The organism is Candidatus Methylomirabilota bacterium (assembly GCA_035936835.1).
GTDB lineage: Bacteria > Methylomirabilota > Methylomirabilia > Rokubacteriales > CSP1-6 > AR37.
This window is the reverse complement of record DASYVT010000178.1, coordinates 1-17,729: the sequence shown is the minus strand read 5'-3', so window position 1 is coordinate 17,729 and position 17,729 is coordinate 1. Positions and strand designations below refer to the sequence as shown.

Genomic DNA, 17,729 nt, shown 5'->3' with positions numbered 1-17,729 from the left:
CGCCGTCTAGAGGGTCGCCACCGCCCGGGCCAACACGCTCCGAAAACGCTTGCCGGCTACTCGCCGCCACGGCCGCATGATCCCGCGCTGCAACGCGCGGAGCCGGGCCTCGTTGACCTTCAGGTATCCCTTGACCGCGGCGGCCACCGCCGGATTGACCGAGGCGTGCGCGCTGTGCATGAGGAAATGACGAAGCAGGCCGATCGTCACGTCCACGTCATGCAGCTCGCCCGTGTGATTCTGGAGCCCGACTACATCCTCGACGGCCTCGGCGACACCGGGCCCCAGCGCCTCGCTGTAGGATTCCAGCAGGTATCGCAGGCGCTTCGCCTCGATCCGCAGGGCATGGATCGTTTCGATGGACGCCCACCCCAGCACCGTTTCGTAGGCCCGCACCCGGCCGTAGTGATTCCAGATTTCAACGGGCAGGATGTGGCGGACCAGATGCGGCTCGGGCAGGTCGTCCGGGGCGGCGTCTTTCACCCCTGCCCCGGTCGAGGAGAGGAATGCTTCGTAACGCTCTTTGAACGCCTGGTAGTCGTCGCCGCTCAGGTACGCCACCAGCTCATCGCGGGCGGCGCTGCGCTTTCCCCGCCATTCGTCGAGCAACGGTTCGAGCGTCCCCGCCGCATCGGCGCCCAATGACGACTGATAGCCTTCCGCCGCTTCGATCAGCACATCGAGGTCGCGCACCGCGCCCAGATACCCTGCCGCCGCCCGCAATTCATCCTGAAAGTCGCGAATGGCACTGCGCTTGAGATAGGGCGCGATGATGCGGAAGGCCGCACGCTGGCGGCGGGTGGCGACGCGCATGTGATGGAGGGCCTCGATGTCCTTGCCCTCGCGTGTGCCGTCCTCGTTCGCGAGCATGCGCTCACAGTGGAAGCGCAGGATCTTTCTGCCGGCCTCGACCAGCGGCTCGTCCACGCGCACCCCGGGGGCCTTCTTCTTCCTCGTCGCCGCTCTCGTCGGCGCGCCGTCCAGCTCGGAGAGCGCCCGCTCGAACTTGGACTTCGATTGGGCCTTGAGCTTGTAAGGCGCCAGTGCGGCGCCGATGGCGCGGAGATCATCCATCGTGCCGGTCGCCGTGAGCTCAATCTCGATCTCGCGGCTGACCCTCTTGCGGCCGCCAAGATCGATCTCGACGGTATCGAGCGAGAACACGCCGACGGCTCGACCGCCTTGTTCCACGGCGCGGCAGGCGCGTTGCTGACGGAGGGTCAACAGCTCGGCGAGGGGTTGCCCGTCGCTCAGGCGAGTCACAATCTCGCGCGCAGGGCCGACCGGCCAATCGTCCGGCGGAGCGTTCGGCGGGATCTCGCTTTCATGCTCTTCGCGCTGATGCACCGCGCCCGCGGCTTTGCCCAATCCTTTGACGGTCAGCAGCCAGCGATCTTCCTCTTCGCCTTCACGCAGCCGACAGGCGTAGCCGCCGCGCAGGAGGTCACGGTGCGGCGTGTCCAGGTAGTGGTCGATCACATGTCGCTCGCCCTTGGGGCGGAGCGCATAGCCGCCCAGCGCCTGGAGCTCGAGCAAGGCGGCGAACACGGTTGGGTCGGTTACCGCATACTTGGCTTCAACTTCCATAAACGCTGCCATCGCGGCGATCCTGACAGATCGCCGCGGACTGGTCAATGCGGGGCCCGGCTTGCGTTGCGCCGCTGCGCTGACTATCCTGCAGCAGCCCTTATGCGAAGCTTCTGGTCGCAGGACACGCGCCGTCGCACGATCGCCTGGATCGTGGGGATCGTTCTCACGATCGTGCTGATCGGCGTGAGCGCCGTCTGGCTTGGCGGCACGCCGCCGCCAAGCAAGATCGTGCTGGCGACGGGCCAGCCGGGCGGCGTGTACGACAGCTTCGGCCGCGAGTACCAGAAGCGGCTCCGCGCGCAGGGCCTGAGAGTCGAGCTGGTCAACACCGCGGGCTCGGTCGACAATTTCCGGCGGATCATCGACGGCAAGGCGGATGTCGCCTTCGCCCAGTCGGGTACGTACCAGGTCGTGAGCGACCCCGAGCACAAGGTGTCGGGGCTCGCCGCCATCTACTACGAGCCGCTCTGGATCTTCGCCCGGCGCGGCATCCGAATCGAGGACAAGAAGCTCGCCTACCGAGAGGGCAGCGTGGCGGTCGGGCCCAAGGGCAGCGGCACCGAGGCCGTCGCCAAGGCCATCATCTCCGAGCAGGGGTACGACATCACCTCGCCGGCCATCGTCAACCTCACCTCCGTCGAGGCGCGGCGACAGCTCATGGACGGCAAGCTCGACGTCGCCTTTTTTGTCACCTCGTATCGCGACCCCGGCATCATGGAGTTGATGCGTAGCCGGGACCTGCAGCTGACGAGCTTCCGGCGCGAGGCTGCCTACACGCGGAAGTTCCGCGGGCTCACGCCGCTGCGGCTGCCCGAGGGCCTGCTCGACCTCCGGGACAACATCCCGCCGGAAAACATCACGCTGCTCTCGCCCTCGGCCATGCTGGTCGCGCGGGAGGATATCAATCCGCGGGTCGTCGAGCTGGTGCTCAAGGTCGCCCAGGCCGTGCACAGCCCGGGCAGCCTCATCGATCCGCCGCTCAAGTTCCCGACACTCGAGGGCGTCGACGTGCCGGTCAACGAGGTGGCCGACACCTACCTGACGTCGGGCGAGTCCTTCCTGTCGCGCAACCTGCCCTACCGCGCGCTGCGCTGGGTGCTGCTGCTCAAGCTCCTCATCCTGCCGCTCGTGGCCGTCTGGGTGCCTCTTCTCCGAATCGCGCCGATGATCGCCGAGTGGCGGAAGCAGCGGTGGCTCAAGCGCTACTACGACCGGCTGCGCAAGGTGGAGGACAAGCTCGCGACGGCGCGGTGGCCCAACGAGCTGCGCGAGGGCATCAACGAGCTCGAGGCGCTGCGCGGGGAGGTCCAGGCGGTCTCGGGCAAGCTGCCGCTCCAGCAGCAGCAGGACGTCTACCACTGGCGCCTGCACGTCTCGCTGATCCTGAACGAGGCGGTCGAGCGCCTGAACAGGATGGAGGCTTCGGCTGCGCGCTAGAGCGCGTGGACGGCAGTGGCCGCTTCGACGGCCCAGTCGAGGCGCTCCCGCAGCCGGACGACTTCACCGATCACGGCGACCACCGGAGGCTCGAGACCCCGGGCCCGCCCGACGATGTCGGACAGCGTCCCGACGCGCACCTCCTGTGCTTCGGTAGTTCCCCAGCGGATCAGCGCGACCGGCGTCTCGGGAGGCCGGCCATTGGCGAGCAGCGCGCGGACTATCCGCGGGAAACTCCCGACCGCCATCAAGACCACCAAGGTGTCCACCGCCGTCGCGAGCCTCGGCCAGTCGACGACGCCGCCGTCCTTCGACGGATCCTCGTGGCCCGTCAGCACCGCGAACGAGGATGCGATTCCGCGGTGGGTGACGGGAATGCCGGCATAGGCTGGCACGGCGATGGCCGAGCTGATGCCCGGCACGACCTCGAAGGGGATGCCCGCCTTGGACAGCGCGAGCGCTTCCTCGCCCCCTCGACCGAAGACGAAGGGATCACCGCCCTTGAGCCTGACGACTAAGCGGCCCACTCCAGCGTGATGGATGAGGATCGCGTTGATTTCGGCCTGCGGCAGGCAGTGAGCACCCACGCGCTTGCCGGCGAAGATGCGGAGCGCCTCGGGCGGCGCCTCGTCCAGGATCGCGGGGTTGACGAGGCGGTCGTAGACGACGACGTCCGCTTCTTTCAGCCGCTCGAGAGCGCGGACGGTGAGGAGCCCCGGGTCGCCGGGGCCGGCGCCCACGAGGCAGACGCGTCCCGGCCTCACGCGGTCACCCCGAGGCGATCGAGCAGCCTTGCCTTGGCGTCACCGCGCCGCCCCTCGGCGAGAAGCCGCCTGAGATCGGCGTCGAGCGCCTCGCGCCAGAGGGCCCCGTCGGCTCGCCGCCCGCCGGCGCGGAGCTCGCGCCGCACCTCGGCGGCCAGCTCGACGAGGTCCTCGTACTCGGGCGTGAAGTAGGATTCGAGGTCGCGCCGCACGCGGGCCGCCAGCGCCGGGCTCGCGCCGCCCGTCGAGACGGCGACGTGCAGCCGCCCGCGGCGCAGCACCGAGGGCAGGAGGAAGTCGCAGTAAACGGGATCGTCGGCCGCGTTCACCCACACGCCCCGCCGCCTCGCGTCCGCCGCCACCGCCTCGGTAACTTCACGGCGGTCTGTGGCCGAGAAGGCGAGATGCTGCCCCTCGCAATCCGACTCAATGTACTCGCGCTGGCGGTGAGCGATGCGGCCCTCCGTCGCCCACAAGGCCAGGCGCTCGGTCAGCGCGGGGCTTACGACGGTGACGCGGGCGCCCGCATCGAGGAGCCCCTCGACCTTGCTCTCGGCCACGGGACCGCCGCCCACCACGAGGCAGGGGCGGTCCCGGAGGTCGAGGGCAACGGGGTAGTACTGACTCACTTCGGCTGTGGCGTCAGGCGGAGATAGGGCTTGAGAGTCTTCCAGCCCAGGGGGAACTTCGCCTTGGCTTCCTCGTCCGTCACGGCCGGGACGATGATGACGTCTTCCCCTTGCTTCCAGTTCACCGGCGTCGCGACGCGGTGGGCGTCGGTCAGCTGGAGCGAGTCGATCACCCGCAGGATCTCGTCGAAGTTGCGGCCCGTCGTCTGCGGATACGTGATCATCAGCCGGATCTTCTTCTTTGGATCGATGACGAACACCGTCCGCACCGTGTAGACCTCGTCGTGCGAGGGGTGGATCATGCCGTAGAGGTTCGCCACCTTCTTGTCGGGATCGGCGATGATCGGGAAGTTGACCGCGTGCCCCTGCGTTTCCTGGATGTCCTTGAGCCAGCCCTTGTGAGAGTCCACGGGGTCGATCGACAGCCCGATGGCCTTGACCGAACGCTTCTCGAATTCGGGCTTGAGCCGCGCGACGTACCCCAGCTCGGTCGTGCACACGGGCGTGAAGTCCCGCGGGTGGGAGAAGAGCACGCCCCAGCCGTTCCCCAGAAACTCGTGGAAGCTGACCCGGCCTTCGGAGCTCTCGGCGTTGAAGTCGGGTGCTGTGTCGCCCAGTCTCAGTGACATGTCGTGTCTCCTTTGTGGTGACGCTGAACAGCGTGGCTTTGTACCTGGGTTACGGGCCTCATTGGCCAATAGTCCCTATCTCTATCGGGATTGTCAAGAACTTTTCGGGGCCAGGGCGGGTCGAACTCCCCTACATCTATATAGGGGCGGCGGCAGACCGCCCCTAACCCCGGGACAACTTCCGGCCTATCCGCTTCTCGATCACGTGGGTGACGGCCGAGAAGTCCTCCTTGCCCCAGCCGCCGTCCACCGCCAGGTCGTACGTTCGCTTGGTCTCTTCCAGGATGGGCGTCGGCACCTTGGAGGCGCGGGCCAGGGCCAGCGCCAGGCCCGCGTCCTTCCGCATCAGCTCGCACATGAAGGTGGGCGAGAACTCGCCGTCGAAGATGCGCTTGGCGCGGCGGTCGAAGTAGGTGCCGAAGGCCATGCCGCCGCCGCTCCGCACCACGTCGTAGAAGGTGTACGGATCCACGCCCGACTGGACGCAGACTGCTAGCGCTTCGGCGACCGCCACGGACGTGACGGCGGCGAGCCCGTTGTGGATCAGCTTCACGCGGTTGCCCATGGCCGAGCCGCCCACGTACATGTGCATCTTGCCCATGATCTCGAGGTAGGGCGCGATGAGCGAAAGCGTGGCCTTGTCGCCGCCCACGATGAAAAAGATCTCGCCCGAGACCGCCTGGGGCTGCGAGCCCAGCATGGGCGTGTCCATGTGGGTGATGCCCTTGGCCGCGAGCGCGCGGCTGACCTCGAGCGTCGCCTCGGGGCTGACGGTCGAGCAGTCGCAGGTGGCGAGACCCTCCTTGCCGCCCGACGCGATCCCACCCGAGCCGAGGTAGGCCGCGCGCACGATATCGTCGTTGGGCAGGCAGGTGAACAGCACGGCGGACCGCGCGGCGACGGCCGCTGCGCTTCCAGCGACGGCGACGCCAGCCATCTTCCCGGCGGCCGCGGCCGCGGCCGGGTTGGCGTCGTGAACGACCAGCATGACGCCGGCGTTGGCGAGGTTCGACGCCATCGGCATCCCCATCGTGCCCAGCCCGATGAATCCCACGGTCTCGTTCATCTGGTGCCCCTTGTCGTTGGTCAGGAGGAAGCAGCGGCCCGCGATGCTCAGCGGAAGTAGACATGGCGGGCGCAGCGTTGTCCAGCCCGGCGGCACGGTCTACAATGCGGCTCTCATGCGCGAGTATCACTACCGGGTCGATCGCGAGGGGCGCATCTTCCACGACGGCACCGAGATCGTGGACGCGGCGACGCTGCGCTTCTTTCTGCTCGCGCTCCAGCGCGCGCCCGACGGACGCTGGCTCGCCGTGTGCCAGGGCGAGCGGAACTGGTTCGAGCCGTACGACACGCCCTTCGTGGTGCAGCGGTTGGGGCTTGGGGTGGCCGAGGGACGGCTGCGGTCGGTCGGGCTATATTTCGCGGGAGACTATCGGGAGCCGCTCGACCCGGCGACCCTCGAGCACGACGGCGCGCGGCTTTTCTGCCGGATCCGCAAGGGCGCTTTCAGCGCGCGCTTCGGCAGGATGGCCATGCAGCAGATCGCGCCCTGGCTCGGCGATGACGGCTCGGGGCCCGCGATCACGCTCGACGGCCGGCGCTGTACCCTCGGCGCCGTCCAGCCCCGCTCTCAGACGACCCAGCCGCGCTCTCAGACAACATAGAAGCGCATCCCGCACGCGACGACCATGTCGCCCTCCGCCGCGAGATTCTTCGAGCGCGCGCGCGAGAGTAGGCGGCCCTTGTCGGCGCAGTCCAGATGGAGCCCGGCGAGTCCTTCGCCGCGGCTGTCGGTGGCTGGAACGAAGCGCAGTCTCGCGTCATCGAGAGCGATGACGGGCCGCGAGCGCCCGTCGCGGGACAGCGGAAGCTCCATCACCTCGCTCCACCGGCGGGCGAGCCGCTCGGGATCATCGCTCTGGAGCTCGGCGCCGGTCATTGAACGAACAGACGCGGCTAAGAACGCGGACGTGCTCCGGGACGCGGCTGGGTGCCAGGGGCCGTCGGCCGGCTCACCGCCCTCCTGCCGGCTGAACGAGAGCATCGCGGCGCCCACGTCGCGCGGGTGCAGCTGAAGCTCCTGGTAGTCGGGATAGCGGATCTCGTTGGCCACGCGGACACCGAGCGTGTCGCACCGCTCGCGGCGCGGACCGAGATCCGCGCACTGGGTTATCACCATGTAGCCGCCGTCGCCGCGGCGCTCGAGATAGCGCCCCGCGGTCGTGCCATCCTTTACCGGCGCCACCACCTCGAGGAAGCCGTTCCCGACGGGGAAAAGCGCGTTCTCGAGCCCGTACTTCCCCACACCAGGATCGCGGTGACAGACTTCGAGGCCGAACACATCGCGGAAGGTCTCGACGACGGGCGCGAGCTGACGGGCCACGAGGCAGATCTGACGCATCCGGAGGTTCATGGGGGCGCTAGTAGCGGTTGGCGATCGGCAGCTCGTCGGCGGGGAAGAGCGTGATGATCTGGGCGCCCTTCGGCGTCACGATCACCTCCTCCTCGATGCGCGCGGCCGAGACGCCGTCGGAAGCCGGGCAGTAGGTCTCGACGGCAAAGACCATGCCCGCCTCGAGCTCCATGGGATGGTCCATCGAGTTGAGCCGCGAGATGATCGGCCGCTCGTGGAGCCCCAGGCCGAGGCCGTGGCAGAAGTTGAGGCCGAAGGCATCCATCTCGCTCTCGAAGCCGATCTCCTGCGCCTTGGGGAAGCACTTGGCGATGCGTTCGGTGGACACGCCGGGCTTGATCAGCTCGATCGCGCTGTCCATCCACTCGCGCGCACGCTTGTAGGCGCTGTGCTGGGCCGGCGTCGCGCGGCCGACACTGAACGTCCGGTAGTAGCAGGTGCGGTAGCCGACGAAGGACTGGATGATGTCGAAGAAGGCCTGGTCGCCCGGCCGGAGCATCCGGTCCGTGAAGTTGTGCGGGTGCGGCGAGCAGCGCTCCCCCGAGATCGCGTTGATCGCCTCGACGCAGTCCGAGCCCATCTCGTAGAGCCGCTTGGTCGCCAGCGCCACGATCTCGTTCTCGCGGACACCGGGTTTGAGCGCCTCGAAGATGTCCTGGTAGACGCCGTCGCCCATGGCCGCCGCCATGTTGAGCAGCACCAGCTCGTCGCCGCTCTTGATGACGCGCGCCTCGAGCATGACCTGCTGGCAGTCGCGCACCTCGACGCCTTCCTTCTGGAGCGCGAAGAGGAAGGGCGGCTCGACGACGTCGATGCCGAGCGGCATGTCCGCCACGCCCTCGCGCTTGAGGATGCCCTTGATCTCCCGCGCGGCCTGCTCGAAGAGCCCCGCCGAGGGCGGCACCGCGCCGCGCATGCCGACCATGCCGGCCAGGCAGTGGTCGGGACGGAGCCACGGCGCGTAGAGGCGGTGGTGACGCGCGGCCGAGCCGAAGTCCCAGACCCAGGGCTCGCCCGGCCCCGTGAGAAGCGAGTAGCGGATCAGCTTGTCGCGCGCCCATTCGCCGATGACGGTGCCCGAGATGTAGCGGATGTTGTTCTGGTCGAACACGAGGAGCGCGCCGAGCCCCGAGCGCGCGAGCGCGCGGCGCACGCGGGCGAGGCGGTAGTCGTGCAGGCGCCTGAAATCCACCCGCTCCTCGAAGTCCACCTGCATGTGCCCCGGCGCCTGGATGGGCCGGTCCCAGCGGTGCTGCGGGTCCGGCGCCTCGGGGACGGCGCCCCTGCGTGCGACAGATGCGGGCTTGCGGGCCATGACGGTCTCCCTAGAACACCGCGAGGGGGTTCGCCGGCGAGCCCGTGCCGCCGACGACCATGAGCGGCGCGATCACCAGCATGAACTCGTCACGCTTCTCGTCGACGCAGGCCTTGGCCAGCGGCTCGAGCTGCGCGTTGTCCAGGAGCGCCACGCCGTAGGCGAAGAGGCAGGCGTGCACGGCCCACGGGATGTCGTAGCCGATGGGCAGGTGGTCGAGCATGTCCCAGACGAGCATGCTGACGTCGTGGTCGCGCAGGAACGGCAGGCACGAGACGTGGAGCCCCGGCCTCTCTTGGGTGCCGCCGCCGTACGGACGCCCGTACGTTTTGTCCGGGTTGGCCGCCTGCCAGGCGTCGCGGCCGGCGTAGACGCAGACGGCGTCGCCCGGCGCGAGCTTGATCCCGCGCGCCGTCAGGATATCTTCCAGCTCGTACCCGTGGACGGGCGCGTCCTGGGTCACGCACGGGACGCCGCGATGGCGCGGAACGTCCAGCATGACCCCGCGGGTGATGATGCCGTCGGACCAGTGCTCGATGGAGCCGAACGTCGCGCCGTCGAAGGTGATCTCCTTCTTCGGGTCGCGACCGTTCCACATCGCGTCGTCGTCCCAGGTGTGGCAGAGGGCGTCGATGTGGGTCGAGGCGACGCCGTGGTAGAAGATGCCGTAGTAGTCACCGGCGTAGGCGCCCTTGCCGCGCGGAATGACCTTCATGTAGTGCTGTGCCGGCAGCGCGTTGTTGAGCCCGGGCTCCTTCGGGAAGGGCCGGCTGAGCGAGACGCTCCGGCCGGACTTTACTAGGCGTGCGGCGGCGACCCGCTTCTCCGGAGTGACGAGGTTCATCGCGCCGCGCTGGTCGTCCTTGCCCCAGCGCCCCCAGTTGCGGCGCTCGCGGATCCAGGCGCGCACTTCCTGCTCGGTCGGCAGCGGACGTCCGGCCATGCCATCCTCCGGGTGTGAGAGTGAAAAGCCTCCTCACAACTAGACCAAGCCGCGGCTGGGGTCAAACACTATCCGCATTGGCCTTGATTCTGGGTTTACAGTCCTCACGTTCAATCGCCCTCATCGCTCATGTTCTCAATGGGATGCGCTAGCGACGACACGCAGCTGACCTGCTCCCCCAGATGTGGACCTGCGCGTCGACGATCATTGCAGGACCTCGGCGCCCTTGCCGGCTTCCAGCTCGCAGGCGTTCACCGTCATCGACAGCATGCTGTAGTAGCCGATCGCCCCCGTGAGCTGGATGAGTCCGTCATCGCCGAGCCGTGTCCGGAGCGCCTTGAACGTCGCGTCGTCAACTCGATGCTTGCGGATGAGCTCGCGCGTGAACTCCACGATCTGGGCGTCCTCCGGCGGGATGCCGCGCGCGTGCTTCTCGCGGATGGCCGTGATGGTGGTCTCCGGCACGCCGAGCCGCCGGGCGCCACCCGTCTGCGCGCCCCACACGTAGACCGCGTCGAGCTCCCGCGCCACGGTCATCGCCGCGAGCACGCGCACCCGCATGTCGAGCGAGCCCTCGAAGCGGACGAAGGCGCCCAAATGCGCGAGGCGGGCGGCCAGCTCCGGGCAGTGGAGGAACATCGTGAACGGCCCCTGCAGCGCGCCACGGCTCTGGACGATGCCGTCCACGATCGCGTGGTCTTTGGGAGCGACCTGGTCCTTGCTGGTGATGGACGGTAGCCTTGCCATGTGTGGTCTCCGCGTTGACTAGCTCACCACGAGTGTCGCTGCCCGCCACGGCGATGCGTGATTGCAAGACCTGACCCCGATACTGCGATACTAGCCGGCCATTCGGGCGAACGCCGTGAGCTCGCGCGGGATGTCGGGCCCCGCCGGCTGGTAGGCGATCTCCGTCACGCCGCGGGCGCCCAGCTCGCGCATCCGCTCCCGCAGCGCGGGCGATTCCCCGGTGAAGGTGAACCGCCGGATCACGTCGCCGGTCAACACCTTGCGGTCGATGTCGTTCGGATAGGTGAGGTGACCACGATGCGTGTGGAGATGCCGTTCGCGGCGTGGCATGGCCTCGATCGCCGCCAGCCACTCGGCGCCGCCCGGCAGATCGCTCATCCCGGGACGCCCCGGCGCCCCGGGCAGATCGAACGCGCGGTGGAAGACCACGCCCGCGCCGGCGCCGGCGGCAAGCAGCACGCGCTCCGACTCGGGCGACTCTCCCGGCTCCAGCACGGTGCCGAACGTGAGGAGCGAGGCCCACGCGAACCCGGCGACCGGTACGACGGTGAAGATGCCGTCGCCGAGCTGTCGGGCCACCGCTTCGCCCCTAGGTCCGCCGGTGCCGATGACGATCGGGACGCGGATCGGTCTCGAGGGCGCCTGTCCCGGCCCGTGGATCATCTGAGTGGCCGCGCCCTCGATCTCGACGACCTCGCCGGCGAGCAACGCCTTGAGCTGGCGTATGTACTCCGCCACGAGCCGCCACGCGTTCGGCCGCTGGCCCATGGCGAGGCGCCCGGTGAAGCCGGACCCGATCCCGACGTTGACGCGACCGGGCGCGAGCTCAACGAGGGTCGCGACGGCCGATGCCGTGACGAGCACGTGACGGAGGCTCGGAATCAGGACGCCGGGGCCGAGCTCGATGCGCCGCGTGCGCTCCGCCGCGCGCCCGAGCGTCATCCAGACGTCCAGCTGGAGCGCGGGGGTGTCGTAGACCCACGCGCGGCGATAGCCCAGGCGCTCGGCCAGGGCGATGTGATCCGGCGTGTCGGGGACGGGGGGGAACGCGCAGGAGATATCCACGATCACCGCCCGGGAATCGAAGACAGACGGCTCCGCAGCAGGCCCAGGACGGCGCCGCCCAGCATTGCCTTCTCAGTCATGGCCCGCCCCGTCCGAGGGTCTTCCCCGGGGTCTGCCGTGTCACAGCGCAACCCCGAAGGCGTTACGTCCAGGGTTGCATCTTGGGGCCGTAGCCGCCGATGCGATCGACCTTGACGCGTACGATCAGGCGCTTCTCGCCGGGCCGGCGGAAGGGATACTTGTCCGCGCCCAGGAAGCGCTTGGCCAGCTTGTCGATGTGGTCGTCCGCCCCCGCCTCGGTCACCGTCCCCTTGCCGTGGAACACCAGGTGGGACTGGGGATCGTTGCGGTCCTGCACAGCGATGATGACGCGGGGGTCGCGGCGCAGGTTCTTCGGCTTGAGCCGCCCGTCGGCGGTGTTGAACAGGACTTCGTCGCCTTCGGCGTCCATCCACACCATCGTCACCTGGGGCGTGCCGTTCGCGTTGAGCGTGATGACGTGACCATAGGCTTTGTCCTGCATGATCTTCTTGACGGACTGGGGCAGCGCGATCGCCATGGCTTTCCTCCTCAGTGGGTTTACGGGGGTTTACGGCGAACCTAGACCTGGCGGTGGCCGCTGTCAAGCACCGGAATGGCGTCCGCGGTCGCCGACCGAAGGTGAGGGGATGACGTCCGCAAGATCCGGCGGTGTGTTCGTTAGCTCTTGACCGGCTCGATCACGCCTGCCGCATGGAGTGCCGCCAGCTCGTCGGGGGTCAGTCCCAGCAGTTCCGACAACACGCGGTCCGTGTCCTGGCCCGGCAGCGGCGCGGGGCGGTCCACCGTTGCCGACGGGCCGCCGTGCTGGCGGATCGGCGAGATTGGCACCCGCGTTTTCCCGCGCTTGGCGTGCTTGACGTCCACCCACATGCCACGCTCCACGAGGTGCGGGTCGTTGATGACCTCGCCGGGGGCATGCTCGGCGCGCGACTGGCCGCTTCATCCAATGCGCCCAAATGAGTGTTTTTGCTGCTCGTAGTCGTGATCTCGGGCGAGCTGGTTAATTTGGCGCTGCATTACGTTTTCAAAACCCACTAGAGAAGAGCACAATGCATCCTATCAATACACGCAAGGTCGTCGCGGCCGGCGCCATCGGCAATGTGCTCGAATGGTACGATTTCGCAATCTACGGCTACTTCGCCGCCGCCATCGGCAAGAAGTTCTTCCCGCATGAGGATCCCGTCGCCCAGGTCCTGGCGGCCTTCGGCATCTTCGCCGTCGGCTTCCTGATGCGGCCCGTGGGCGGCGCGGTCGTCGGCCATATCGGCGATCGGCTTGGCCGTCGCGCCGCGCTCACTTTCTCGGTGACGGCGATGGCCGTTCCAACTTTTCTGATCGGCGTTCTGCCGGGCTACGCCACGCTCGGGGTCATGGCGCCCATTGCGCTGACATTCCTGCGCATGGTGCAAGGCCTGTCCGTCGGCGGCGAATACACAACGTCGATCGTCTTCATGGTCGAAAACGCACCGCCAGGCCGCCGCGGGTCCGTGGGGGCGCTGGCCTGTTGCGGCGCCGTCGGGGGAATTCTGTTCGGATCGGCCGTCGGGGCTGGGCTTGCCTCGCTGATGTCGGTCGAGTCGCTCGAAGCCTGGGGCTGGCGCATCCCGTTCCTCATGGGGCTGATCGTCGGCATCGCCGGCTATCTGCTGCGCCGGCATCTCAGCGACGAGCCCAAAGCCGAAGGCGCCACACGCGCCCCGCTCGTGGAGACCCTGCAACTGCACCGCCGGCTGCTGGTTCGCCTGGCCGGCCTGTCTCTTTTCAACGCCGTCGGATTCTACCTGCTCTTCGTCTACATCGTCAGCTGGCTGCAATTCGCCGACGGTATCGCCCCCGCGCGCGCGCTCGAAATCAATACGGTCAGCATGCTGGTGCTGGTCCCGCTCATCATCGGCGCGGGATGGCTTTCCGACCGGATCGGCCGCAAGCCGATGCTGCTCGGAGCGACGGCGATCGGCTTTGTCGGCGCGGTGCCCTTTCTCTGGCTCATGCACCACCCGCAGACGCATTTCATCCTGCTGGGCCAGTTGGGCTTTGTGGTGGCCGTCGGCATGTTCCTTGGCCCCCAGCCTGCCATCATGGTCGAAGCGGTGCCCAAGGCGATCCGCTGCACCGCGATCGCACTGGGCTACAACATCTGTCTCGGGATCTTCGGCGGCATCAGCCCGCTGGTCGCGACCTGGCTGGTGCACCGAACCGACAACGACCTCAGTCCGGCGTTCCTCGTCATGGGCGCCGCCGGGCTGTCGTTCCTGGCGGCCCTGACTTTCCGGGAGACCAGCCGGTCGCCGACGGCCGACGCCACGCTGTAGAGTGCGCCTCGTGTGCGCGCTCAAGCGAGCGCAGGAGGTTCGTTATGAAACGCAGCATTCTGACGGTGGCCCTGATTGCGGTCGCGGGCCCCGCCAGCGCTCAATTCCTCAACCCGCCGCCGTCCACGCCGCCGAGCTCTCCCGCGCCGCCCGCGCCGGAATCGACTCTTGGCAGTCTCGCCAGCGGCCCGGTCAGCGCGGCGCCGGCGAAGCCGCCGCCCGCCAGCCCAGTTTGATGCCGGCCTCGACGAGCAGCTTGCCGAGCAGCGCGCGCTGGCCGGCCGGCCAGACGCCGAATTCTTGAGGCGTGCTGGCGACCGGCTCTGCCCCGATCGGGTCTAGCCGCTCACGGACGGCGGGGGTTTTCGAGGCCTTGGCGACCGCTTCGTACAGGCGCGCGATCGACGGCTCCGGCGTGCCTGCGGCTGCGAACAATCCAGTCCAGTCGTTCATGTCGAAGCCCGGGAAGCCGCTTTCGACCAGGGTCGGCACGTCGGGGAAGGAAGCGGTCCGCCTGGGGTTGGTCACGGCCAGAATGCGTGCTTTGCCGTTCTGCAGCGGCAGGCGGATCGACGATGTGGTGATGAGCACCGCGTCCAGCGAGCCCGAGCCGATGTCGCGCGCGGCGTCGAAGCCGCCGCGATAGGGCGCGTGGACGAGCTTGATCCCGGCGCGGCGCTGCAATTCTTCGCCCGCCATGTGGGCCATGCCGGCGGCAGGCGGCGTGCCGTAGCTGAATTCCCCGGGCTGCTCGCGCGCGAGCGCGATGAATTCCTGGATGGTGCGGGCAGGGAAGTCGTGGCGCACCGCGATCACCTTGGGAAAGCTCGACAACTGACTGACCGGCATCCATGTCGACGGATAGTCGAACGGCAGATCCTTGATCAGGAACGGGTTGGTCAGCTGATTGGCGGCATCGACCAGGAACGTGTAGCCGTCGCGCGGCGCCTGCAGCACGGCGTTGGCGGCCACCACCGAGTTGCCGCCGGTACGGTTGTCGATCACCACCTGCTGGCCGAGCACGTCGCTCACGCTGTGCCAAGGCAAGAACCTGAGCCTCGGCCGGCCATGACTGAGAACGAGTTTTATGTTATCTATGCTCAACGGCGCCGCGGATGCGTTCGCGCGGAGGAGAGCTTGCCGATTGGGCCATCATCGTCTCCTGTGCTGGTGAGCTTTCTGAGCCTAGAGTAAGTCTGGAGCGAGTGGAATCGGCCCTCCGAGCCCAAATCAGGAGAATCGCATGCGCATCGCGGTCATCGGCGCCGGCGGCATCGGCGCAATCTATGGCGCCTCGCTTGCCAAGGCCGGGTCCGACGTGACCTTCGTCGCGCGCGGTGCGCATCTCGCGGCGATGCGCGAGCGCGGGCTGCGCATCGAAGGGGATCGCGGGGGAACTCATATAAATCCGGCCCAGGCCACCGACGATATCGCGCGCATCGGCGTCGTCGATTTTGTGCTGTTCTGCGTCAAGCTTTGGGATGTCGAAAGCGCCGGCGAGCAGATCCGTCCGATCGTCGGACCGCAGACCGCGGTGATCCCGCTGCAGAACGGCGTCGACGCCGCCGACCGGCTGATCCCGATCCTCGGGCGCGATCGGGTGATGGGCGGCACCGCCTTTGTCACCGGGGCGATCGTCACGCCCGGGGTGATCCGCCAGACCGGGACCTATCAGCAGATGACCTTTGGCGAGCTCGACGGCAGGAGCAGCGCCCGCGGCAAGCGATTGCGCGATCTTTGCGCAGCGGCCGGGTTCGAGGGCGTGCTGAGCCCCGACATCAGGCTCCCGATCTGGGAAAAGTTCGCCCTGCTGGTGCCGCTGAGCGACCTCAACGCGCTGACCCGGCTGCCGCTCGGCACATGGCGCGACGATCCCGACCTGTTCACCCTCTACGAGGCGGCCTTGCGCGAAACCGTCGCCGTCGGCCTCGCCGAGGGCGTCAAGCTGCCGCCGGACAGCGTCGACAAGACGCTCGCGATGATGCGCTCGATGCCGCCCCACCACACCACCTCGATGGGCAATGATCTGCTCCGCGGCAACCGGATCGAGCTGCCCTGGTTTGCTGGCAAGGTGGTCGAGCTTGGCCGGCGCCACGCCATCCCCACGCCGGTGAACAGTTTTATCTATGCGGCGCTGAAACCTTATGTGAACGGTGCGCCAAGAAAAGACTAAGTCGTTTCGCTAAGGCGAATGCCACGCCCAACTGGGATGAAGACGGGAGCGCCGGGGTCCTTGAGTAGCCCGGACTGCTCTGGTATTGTTCCCTGAGTTCGCGACTCCACGAAGGATCGCAGAGTTGCCCAACGTAGGGCACAGGCCAGCAACGACGCTGTGGCAATTCCCAACAACTCTTCATTACAGGCGTTACGTAGAAAAGGGAGAACCCATGGCGAGAGTGACTCACGGCGGGAGTGGTGAGGGTGCCCCGAGCGACGGCAAACGCGACGGTTCTGGTAACCAGGTGGACGAAGGGCGCCGGGGCTTCCTGAAGGGAGCCTTGGCAGCCGGAGGTGCGGCGGCGTCGTTAGCGGCGGCCGGACTGTCCTCGGTGACGACTGCCCAGGCGCAGCCTGGGATAGTACCGGGAACCAAGAACCACTACTACGTTCCCGCGACCGACAAGACGGTGCACTGGGGATATTTCAGCAAGCTCCTCAAGCCCCAGGTCGAAGTCAGCTCCGGGGACTTTGTCACGATTGAGGTGCTCACGCATCACGCCAACGACGACGCCGAGCGAATGGTGGAGGGCGACGCGGGCGCGGAGAGCGTCTTCTACTGGGACAAGCAACGCAAGGGCGTGGACCGCCGCGGAGCGGGCCCGATGAACCCGACGCTCTTCGGCCGTGGCGCGGGCGAAGGTCTTGGCGTCCACATCTGCACGGGGCCGGTCGCGGTCCGCGAGGCGGAGCCTGGGGACATCCTCGAGGTCCGGATCATCGACGTGAAGCCGAGGCCCTGCGCCAATCCTTCGTACAAGGGCAAGAGCTTCGGGAGCAACGCCGCCGCGTGGTGGGGCTTCCACTACAAGGAGCTCCTGACGGATCCCAAGCCGCGCGAGGTGATCACCATCTACGAAGTCGACGCGAGCGGCGAGCGCAACTGGGCGAAGGCCGTGTACAACTTCCGCTGGACGCCGCAGACGGACCCGTTCGGCGTCGTCCACAAGACCATCGACTACCCCGGCGTCCCGGTCGACCATCGCACGGTGCAAGAGAACCAGGGCGTGCTCAAGAACATCCGGGTGCCCATCCGACCTCACTTCGGTGTGCTCGGCCTGGCACCCGCCGAGGCCGACATGGTGGACTCCATTCCGCCCAGCTACACCGGAGGCAACATCGACGACTGGCGCATCGGCAAGGGCGCCACGATGTACTATCCGGTCGCGGTCAAGGGGGCGCTGCTCTCCGCGGGAGACTCCCACGCCTCGCAGGGCGACTCCGAGCTCTGCGGCACCGCTATCGAGTGCTCGCTCACCGGCACATTCCAGCTCATCGTGCACAAGCGCGCCATGCTGGCGGGCACCGCGCTGGCGGGGCTCAACTATCCGCTGCTAGCGACCCAGGACGAGTGGGTCCTGCACGGGTTCAGCTACGCCAACTACCTGGCGGAGCTCGGCGCCGACGCGCAGAGCCAGATCTACAGCAAGTCTTCCATCGACCTGGCGATGCGCGATGCGTTCCGGAAGATGCGGCATTTCTTGATGACGACCCAGGGCTTGAGCGAGGACGAGGCGATCTCGCTGATGTCCGTCGCCGTGGACTTCGGCGTGACGCAGGTAGTGGACGGCAACTGGGGCGTCCACGCCATCATCAAGAAGAACCTGTTCGCAGGCGCGTAGA

At 67.7% G+C, this 17,729-nt stretch carries 17 protein-coding genes and 1 pseudogene; 5 read left to right on the top strand and 13 right to left on the bottom strand.

Translation table 11 applies throughout. The annotated features are described in order from the left end of the window. Window positions 1–6 precede the first annotated feature (6 nt). Complete coding sequence (locus tag VGV06_16040) at window positions 7–1,599, bottom strand: CHAD domain-containing protein (GenBank protein ID HEV2056654.1); 1,593 nt, start codon at window positions 1,597–1,599, stop codon at window positions 7–9. A 90-nt stretch (window positions 1,600–1,689) separates the two neighbouring features. On the opposite strand from VGV06_16040, the gene VGV06_16035 reads away from it, so the two are divergent. Then, window positions 1,690–3,027, top strand: coding sequence for a TAXI family TRAP transporter solute-binding subunit (locus tag VGV06_16035; protein HEV2056653.1), 1,338 nt, complete (start codon window positions 1,690–1,692; stop codon window positions 3,025–3,027). On the opposite strand, the gene cobA is transcribed toward VGV06_16035, so the two are convergent. The 4 genes from cobA to VGV06_16015 all read right to left on the bottom strand — a co-directional run bounded on the left by cobA (window position 3,024) and on the right by VGV06_16015 (window position 6,211). Continuing rightward, window positions 3,024–3,791, bottom strand: coding sequence for a uroporphyrinogen-III C-methyltransferase (gene cobA, locus VGV06_16030; GenBank protein HEV2056652.1), 768 nt, complete (start codon window positions 3,789–3,791; stop codon window positions 3,024–3,026). The genes VGV06_16035 and cobA overlap by 4 nt on opposite strands. After that, window positions 3,788–4,420: a bifunctional precorrin-2 dehydrogenase/sirohydrochlorin ferrochelatase gene (locus tag VGV06_16025; protein ID HEV2056651.1), complete on the bottom strand. Its 633-nt coding sequence runs from the start codon at window positions 4,418–4,420 to the stop codon at window positions 3,788–3,790. Before VGV06_16025 ends, cobA begins: the two co-directional genes overlap by 4 nt. Then, entirely contained in the window at window positions 4,417–5,049 is a 633-nt protein-coding gene (locus VGV06_16020) for a peroxiredoxin (protein ID HEV2056650.1), read from the bottom strand. Before VGV06_16020 ends, VGV06_16025 begins: the two co-directional genes overlap by 4 nt. A gap of 163 nt (window positions 5,050–5,212) precedes the next feature. Further along, window positions 5,213–6,211 carry an NAD(P)-dependent oxidoreductase gene (locus tag VGV06_16015; protein ID HEV2056649.1) on the bottom strand — a complete coding sequence of 333 codons (999 nt, stop codon included), beginning with the start codon at window positions 6,209–6,211 and terminating at the stop codon, window positions 5,213–5,215. 19 nt (window positions 6,212–6,230) lie between these two features. Between VGV06_16015 and VGV06_16010 the strand changes: the two genes are divergently transcribed. Then, window positions 6,231–6,716: a hypothetical protein gene (locus tag VGV06_16010; GenBank protein ID HEV2056648.1), complete on the top strand. Its 486-nt coding sequence runs from the start codon at window positions 6,231–6,233 to the stop codon at window positions 6,714–6,716. Here the strand turns inward: VGV06_16010 and VGV06_16005 are convergent. The 7 genes from VGV06_16005 to VGV06_15975 all read right to left on the bottom strand — a co-directional run bounded on the left by VGV06_16005 (window position 6,704) and on the right by VGV06_15975 (window position 12,477). Beyond that, complete coding sequence (locus tag VGV06_16005; protein ID HEV2056647.1) at window positions 6,704–7,465, bottom strand: VOC family protein; 762 nt, start codon at window positions 7,463–7,465, stop codon at window positions 6,704–6,706. The genes VGV06_16010 and VGV06_16005 overlap by 13 nt on opposite strands. Window positions 7,466–7,472: 7 nt before the next feature. Then, window positions 7,473–8,780, bottom strand: coding sequence for a Xaa-Pro peptidase family protein (locus VGV06_16000; GenBank protein HEV2056646.1), 1,308 nt, complete (start codon window positions 8,778–8,780; stop codon window positions 7,473–7,475). A gap of 10 nt (window positions 8,781–8,790) precedes the next feature. After that, window positions 8,791–9,723: a cyclase family protein gene (locus VGV06_15995; GenBank protein ID HEV2056645.1), complete on the bottom strand. Its 933-nt coding sequence runs from the start codon at window positions 9,721–9,723 to the stop codon at window positions 8,791–8,793. Window positions 9,724–9,927: 204 nt separating this feature from the next. Next, on the bottom strand, window positions 9,928–10,470 hold the full coding sequence (locus VGV06_15990) for a carboxymuconolactone decarboxylase family protein (GenBank protein HEV2056644.1): 543 nt from the start codon (window positions 10,468–10,470) through the stop codon (window positions 9,928–9,930). Between the two features lie 90 nt (window positions 10,471–10,560). Then, entirely contained in the window at window positions 10,561–11,535 is a 975-nt protein-coding gene (locus VGV06_15985) for an LLM class flavin-dependent oxidoreductase (protein HEV2056643.1), read from the bottom strand. Between the two features lie 142 nt (window positions 11,536–11,677). Continuing rightward, window positions 11,678–12,094 (bottom strand): PPOX class F420-dependent oxidoreductase, encoded by a 417-nt coding sequence (locus VGV06_15980; protein HEV2056642.1) that lies wholly within the window; start codon window positions 12,092–12,094, stop codon window positions 11,678–11,680. A gap of 140 nt (window positions 12,095–12,234) precedes the next feature. After that, window positions 12,235–12,477: a CoA transferase gene (locus VGV06_15975; protein HEV2056641.1), complete on the bottom strand. Its 243-nt coding sequence runs from the start codon at window positions 12,475–12,477 to the stop codon at window positions 12,235–12,237. 149 nt (window positions 12,478–12,626) lie between these two features. Here VGV06_15975 and VGV06_15970 point away from each other — a divergent pair, with 149 nt between their 5' ends. Then, window positions 12,627–13,889: an MFS transporter gene (locus VGV06_15970; protein HEV2056640.1), complete on the top strand. Its 1,263-nt coding sequence runs from the start codon at window positions 12,627–12,629 to the stop codon at window positions 13,887–13,889. Window positions 13,890–14,081: 192 nt separating this feature from the next. Here the strand turns inward: VGV06_15970 and VGV06_15965 are convergent, their stop codons facing one another. Beyond that, window positions 14,082–14,921: a tripartite tricarboxylate transporter substrate-binding protein gene (locus VGV06_15965; protein HEV2056639.1), complete on the bottom strand. Its 840-nt coding sequence runs from the start codon at window positions 14,919–14,921 to the stop codon at window positions 14,082–14,084. Between the two features lie 211 nt (window positions 14,922–15,132). On the opposite strand from VGV06_15965, the gene VGV06_15960 reads away from it, so the two are divergent. Both VGV06_15960 and VGV06_15955 read left to right on the top strand, forming a co-directional pair. Next, entirely contained in the window at window positions 15,133–16,062 is a 930-nt protein-coding gene (locus VGV06_15960; protein HEV2056638.1) for a 2-dehydropantoate 2-reductase, read from the top strand. 301 nt (window positions 16,063–16,363) lie between these two features. Next, window positions 16,364–17,728: pseudogene (locus tag VGV06_15955) on the top strand (acetamidase/formamidase family protein). The last annotated feature ends 1 nt before the right edge of the window (window position 17,729 follow it).

Excerpts from the sequence above, each read along its gene's own strand:
- VGV06_16035 (HEV2056653.1), top strand. The coding sequence starts at position 1,690 with ATGCGAAGCTTCTGGTCGCAGGACACGCGCCGTCGCACGATCGCCTGG.
- VGV06_16005 (HEV2056647.1), bottom strand. The coding sequence starts at position 7,465 with ATGAACCTCCGGATGCGTCAGATCTGCCTCGTGGCCCGTCAGCTCGCG.
- VGV06_16000 (HEV2056646.1), bottom strand. The coding sequence starts at position 8,780 with ATGGCCCGCAAGCCCGCATCTGTCGCACGCAGGGGCGCCGTCCCCGAG.
- VGV06_16040 (HEV2056654.1), bottom strand. The coding sequence starts at position 1,599 with ATGGCAGCGTTTATGGAAGTTGAAGCCAAGTATGCGGTAACCGACCCA.
- VGV06_16010 (HEV2056648.1), top strand. The coding sequence starts at position 6,231 with ATGCGCGAGTATCACTACCGGGTCGATCGCGAGGGGCGCATCTTCCAC.
- VGV06_15995 (HEV2056645.1), bottom strand. The coding sequence starts at position 9,723 with ATGGCCGGACGTCCGCTGCCGACCGAGCAGGAAGTGCGCGCCTGGATC.
- VGV06_15990 (HEV2056644.1), bottom strand. The coding sequence starts at position 10,470 with ATGGCAAGGCTACCGTCCATCACCAGCAAGGACCAGGTCGCTCCCAAA.
- VGV06_15960 (HEV2056638.1), top strand. The coding sequence starts at position 15,133 with ATGCGCATCGCGGTCATCGGCGCCGGCGGCATCGGCGCAATCTATGGC.
- VGV06_15980 (HEV2056642.1), bottom strand. The coding sequence starts at position 12,094 with ATGGCGATCGCGCTGCCCCAGTCCGTCAAGAAGATCATGCAGGACAAA.
- VGV06_15970 (HEV2056640.1), top strand. The coding sequence starts at position 12,627 with ATGCATCCTATCAATACACGCAAGGTCGTCGCGGCCGGCGCCATCGGC.
- VGV06_16020 (HEV2056650.1), bottom strand. The coding sequence starts at position 5,049 with ATGTCACTGAGACTGGGCGACACAGCACCCGACTTCAACGCCGAGAGC.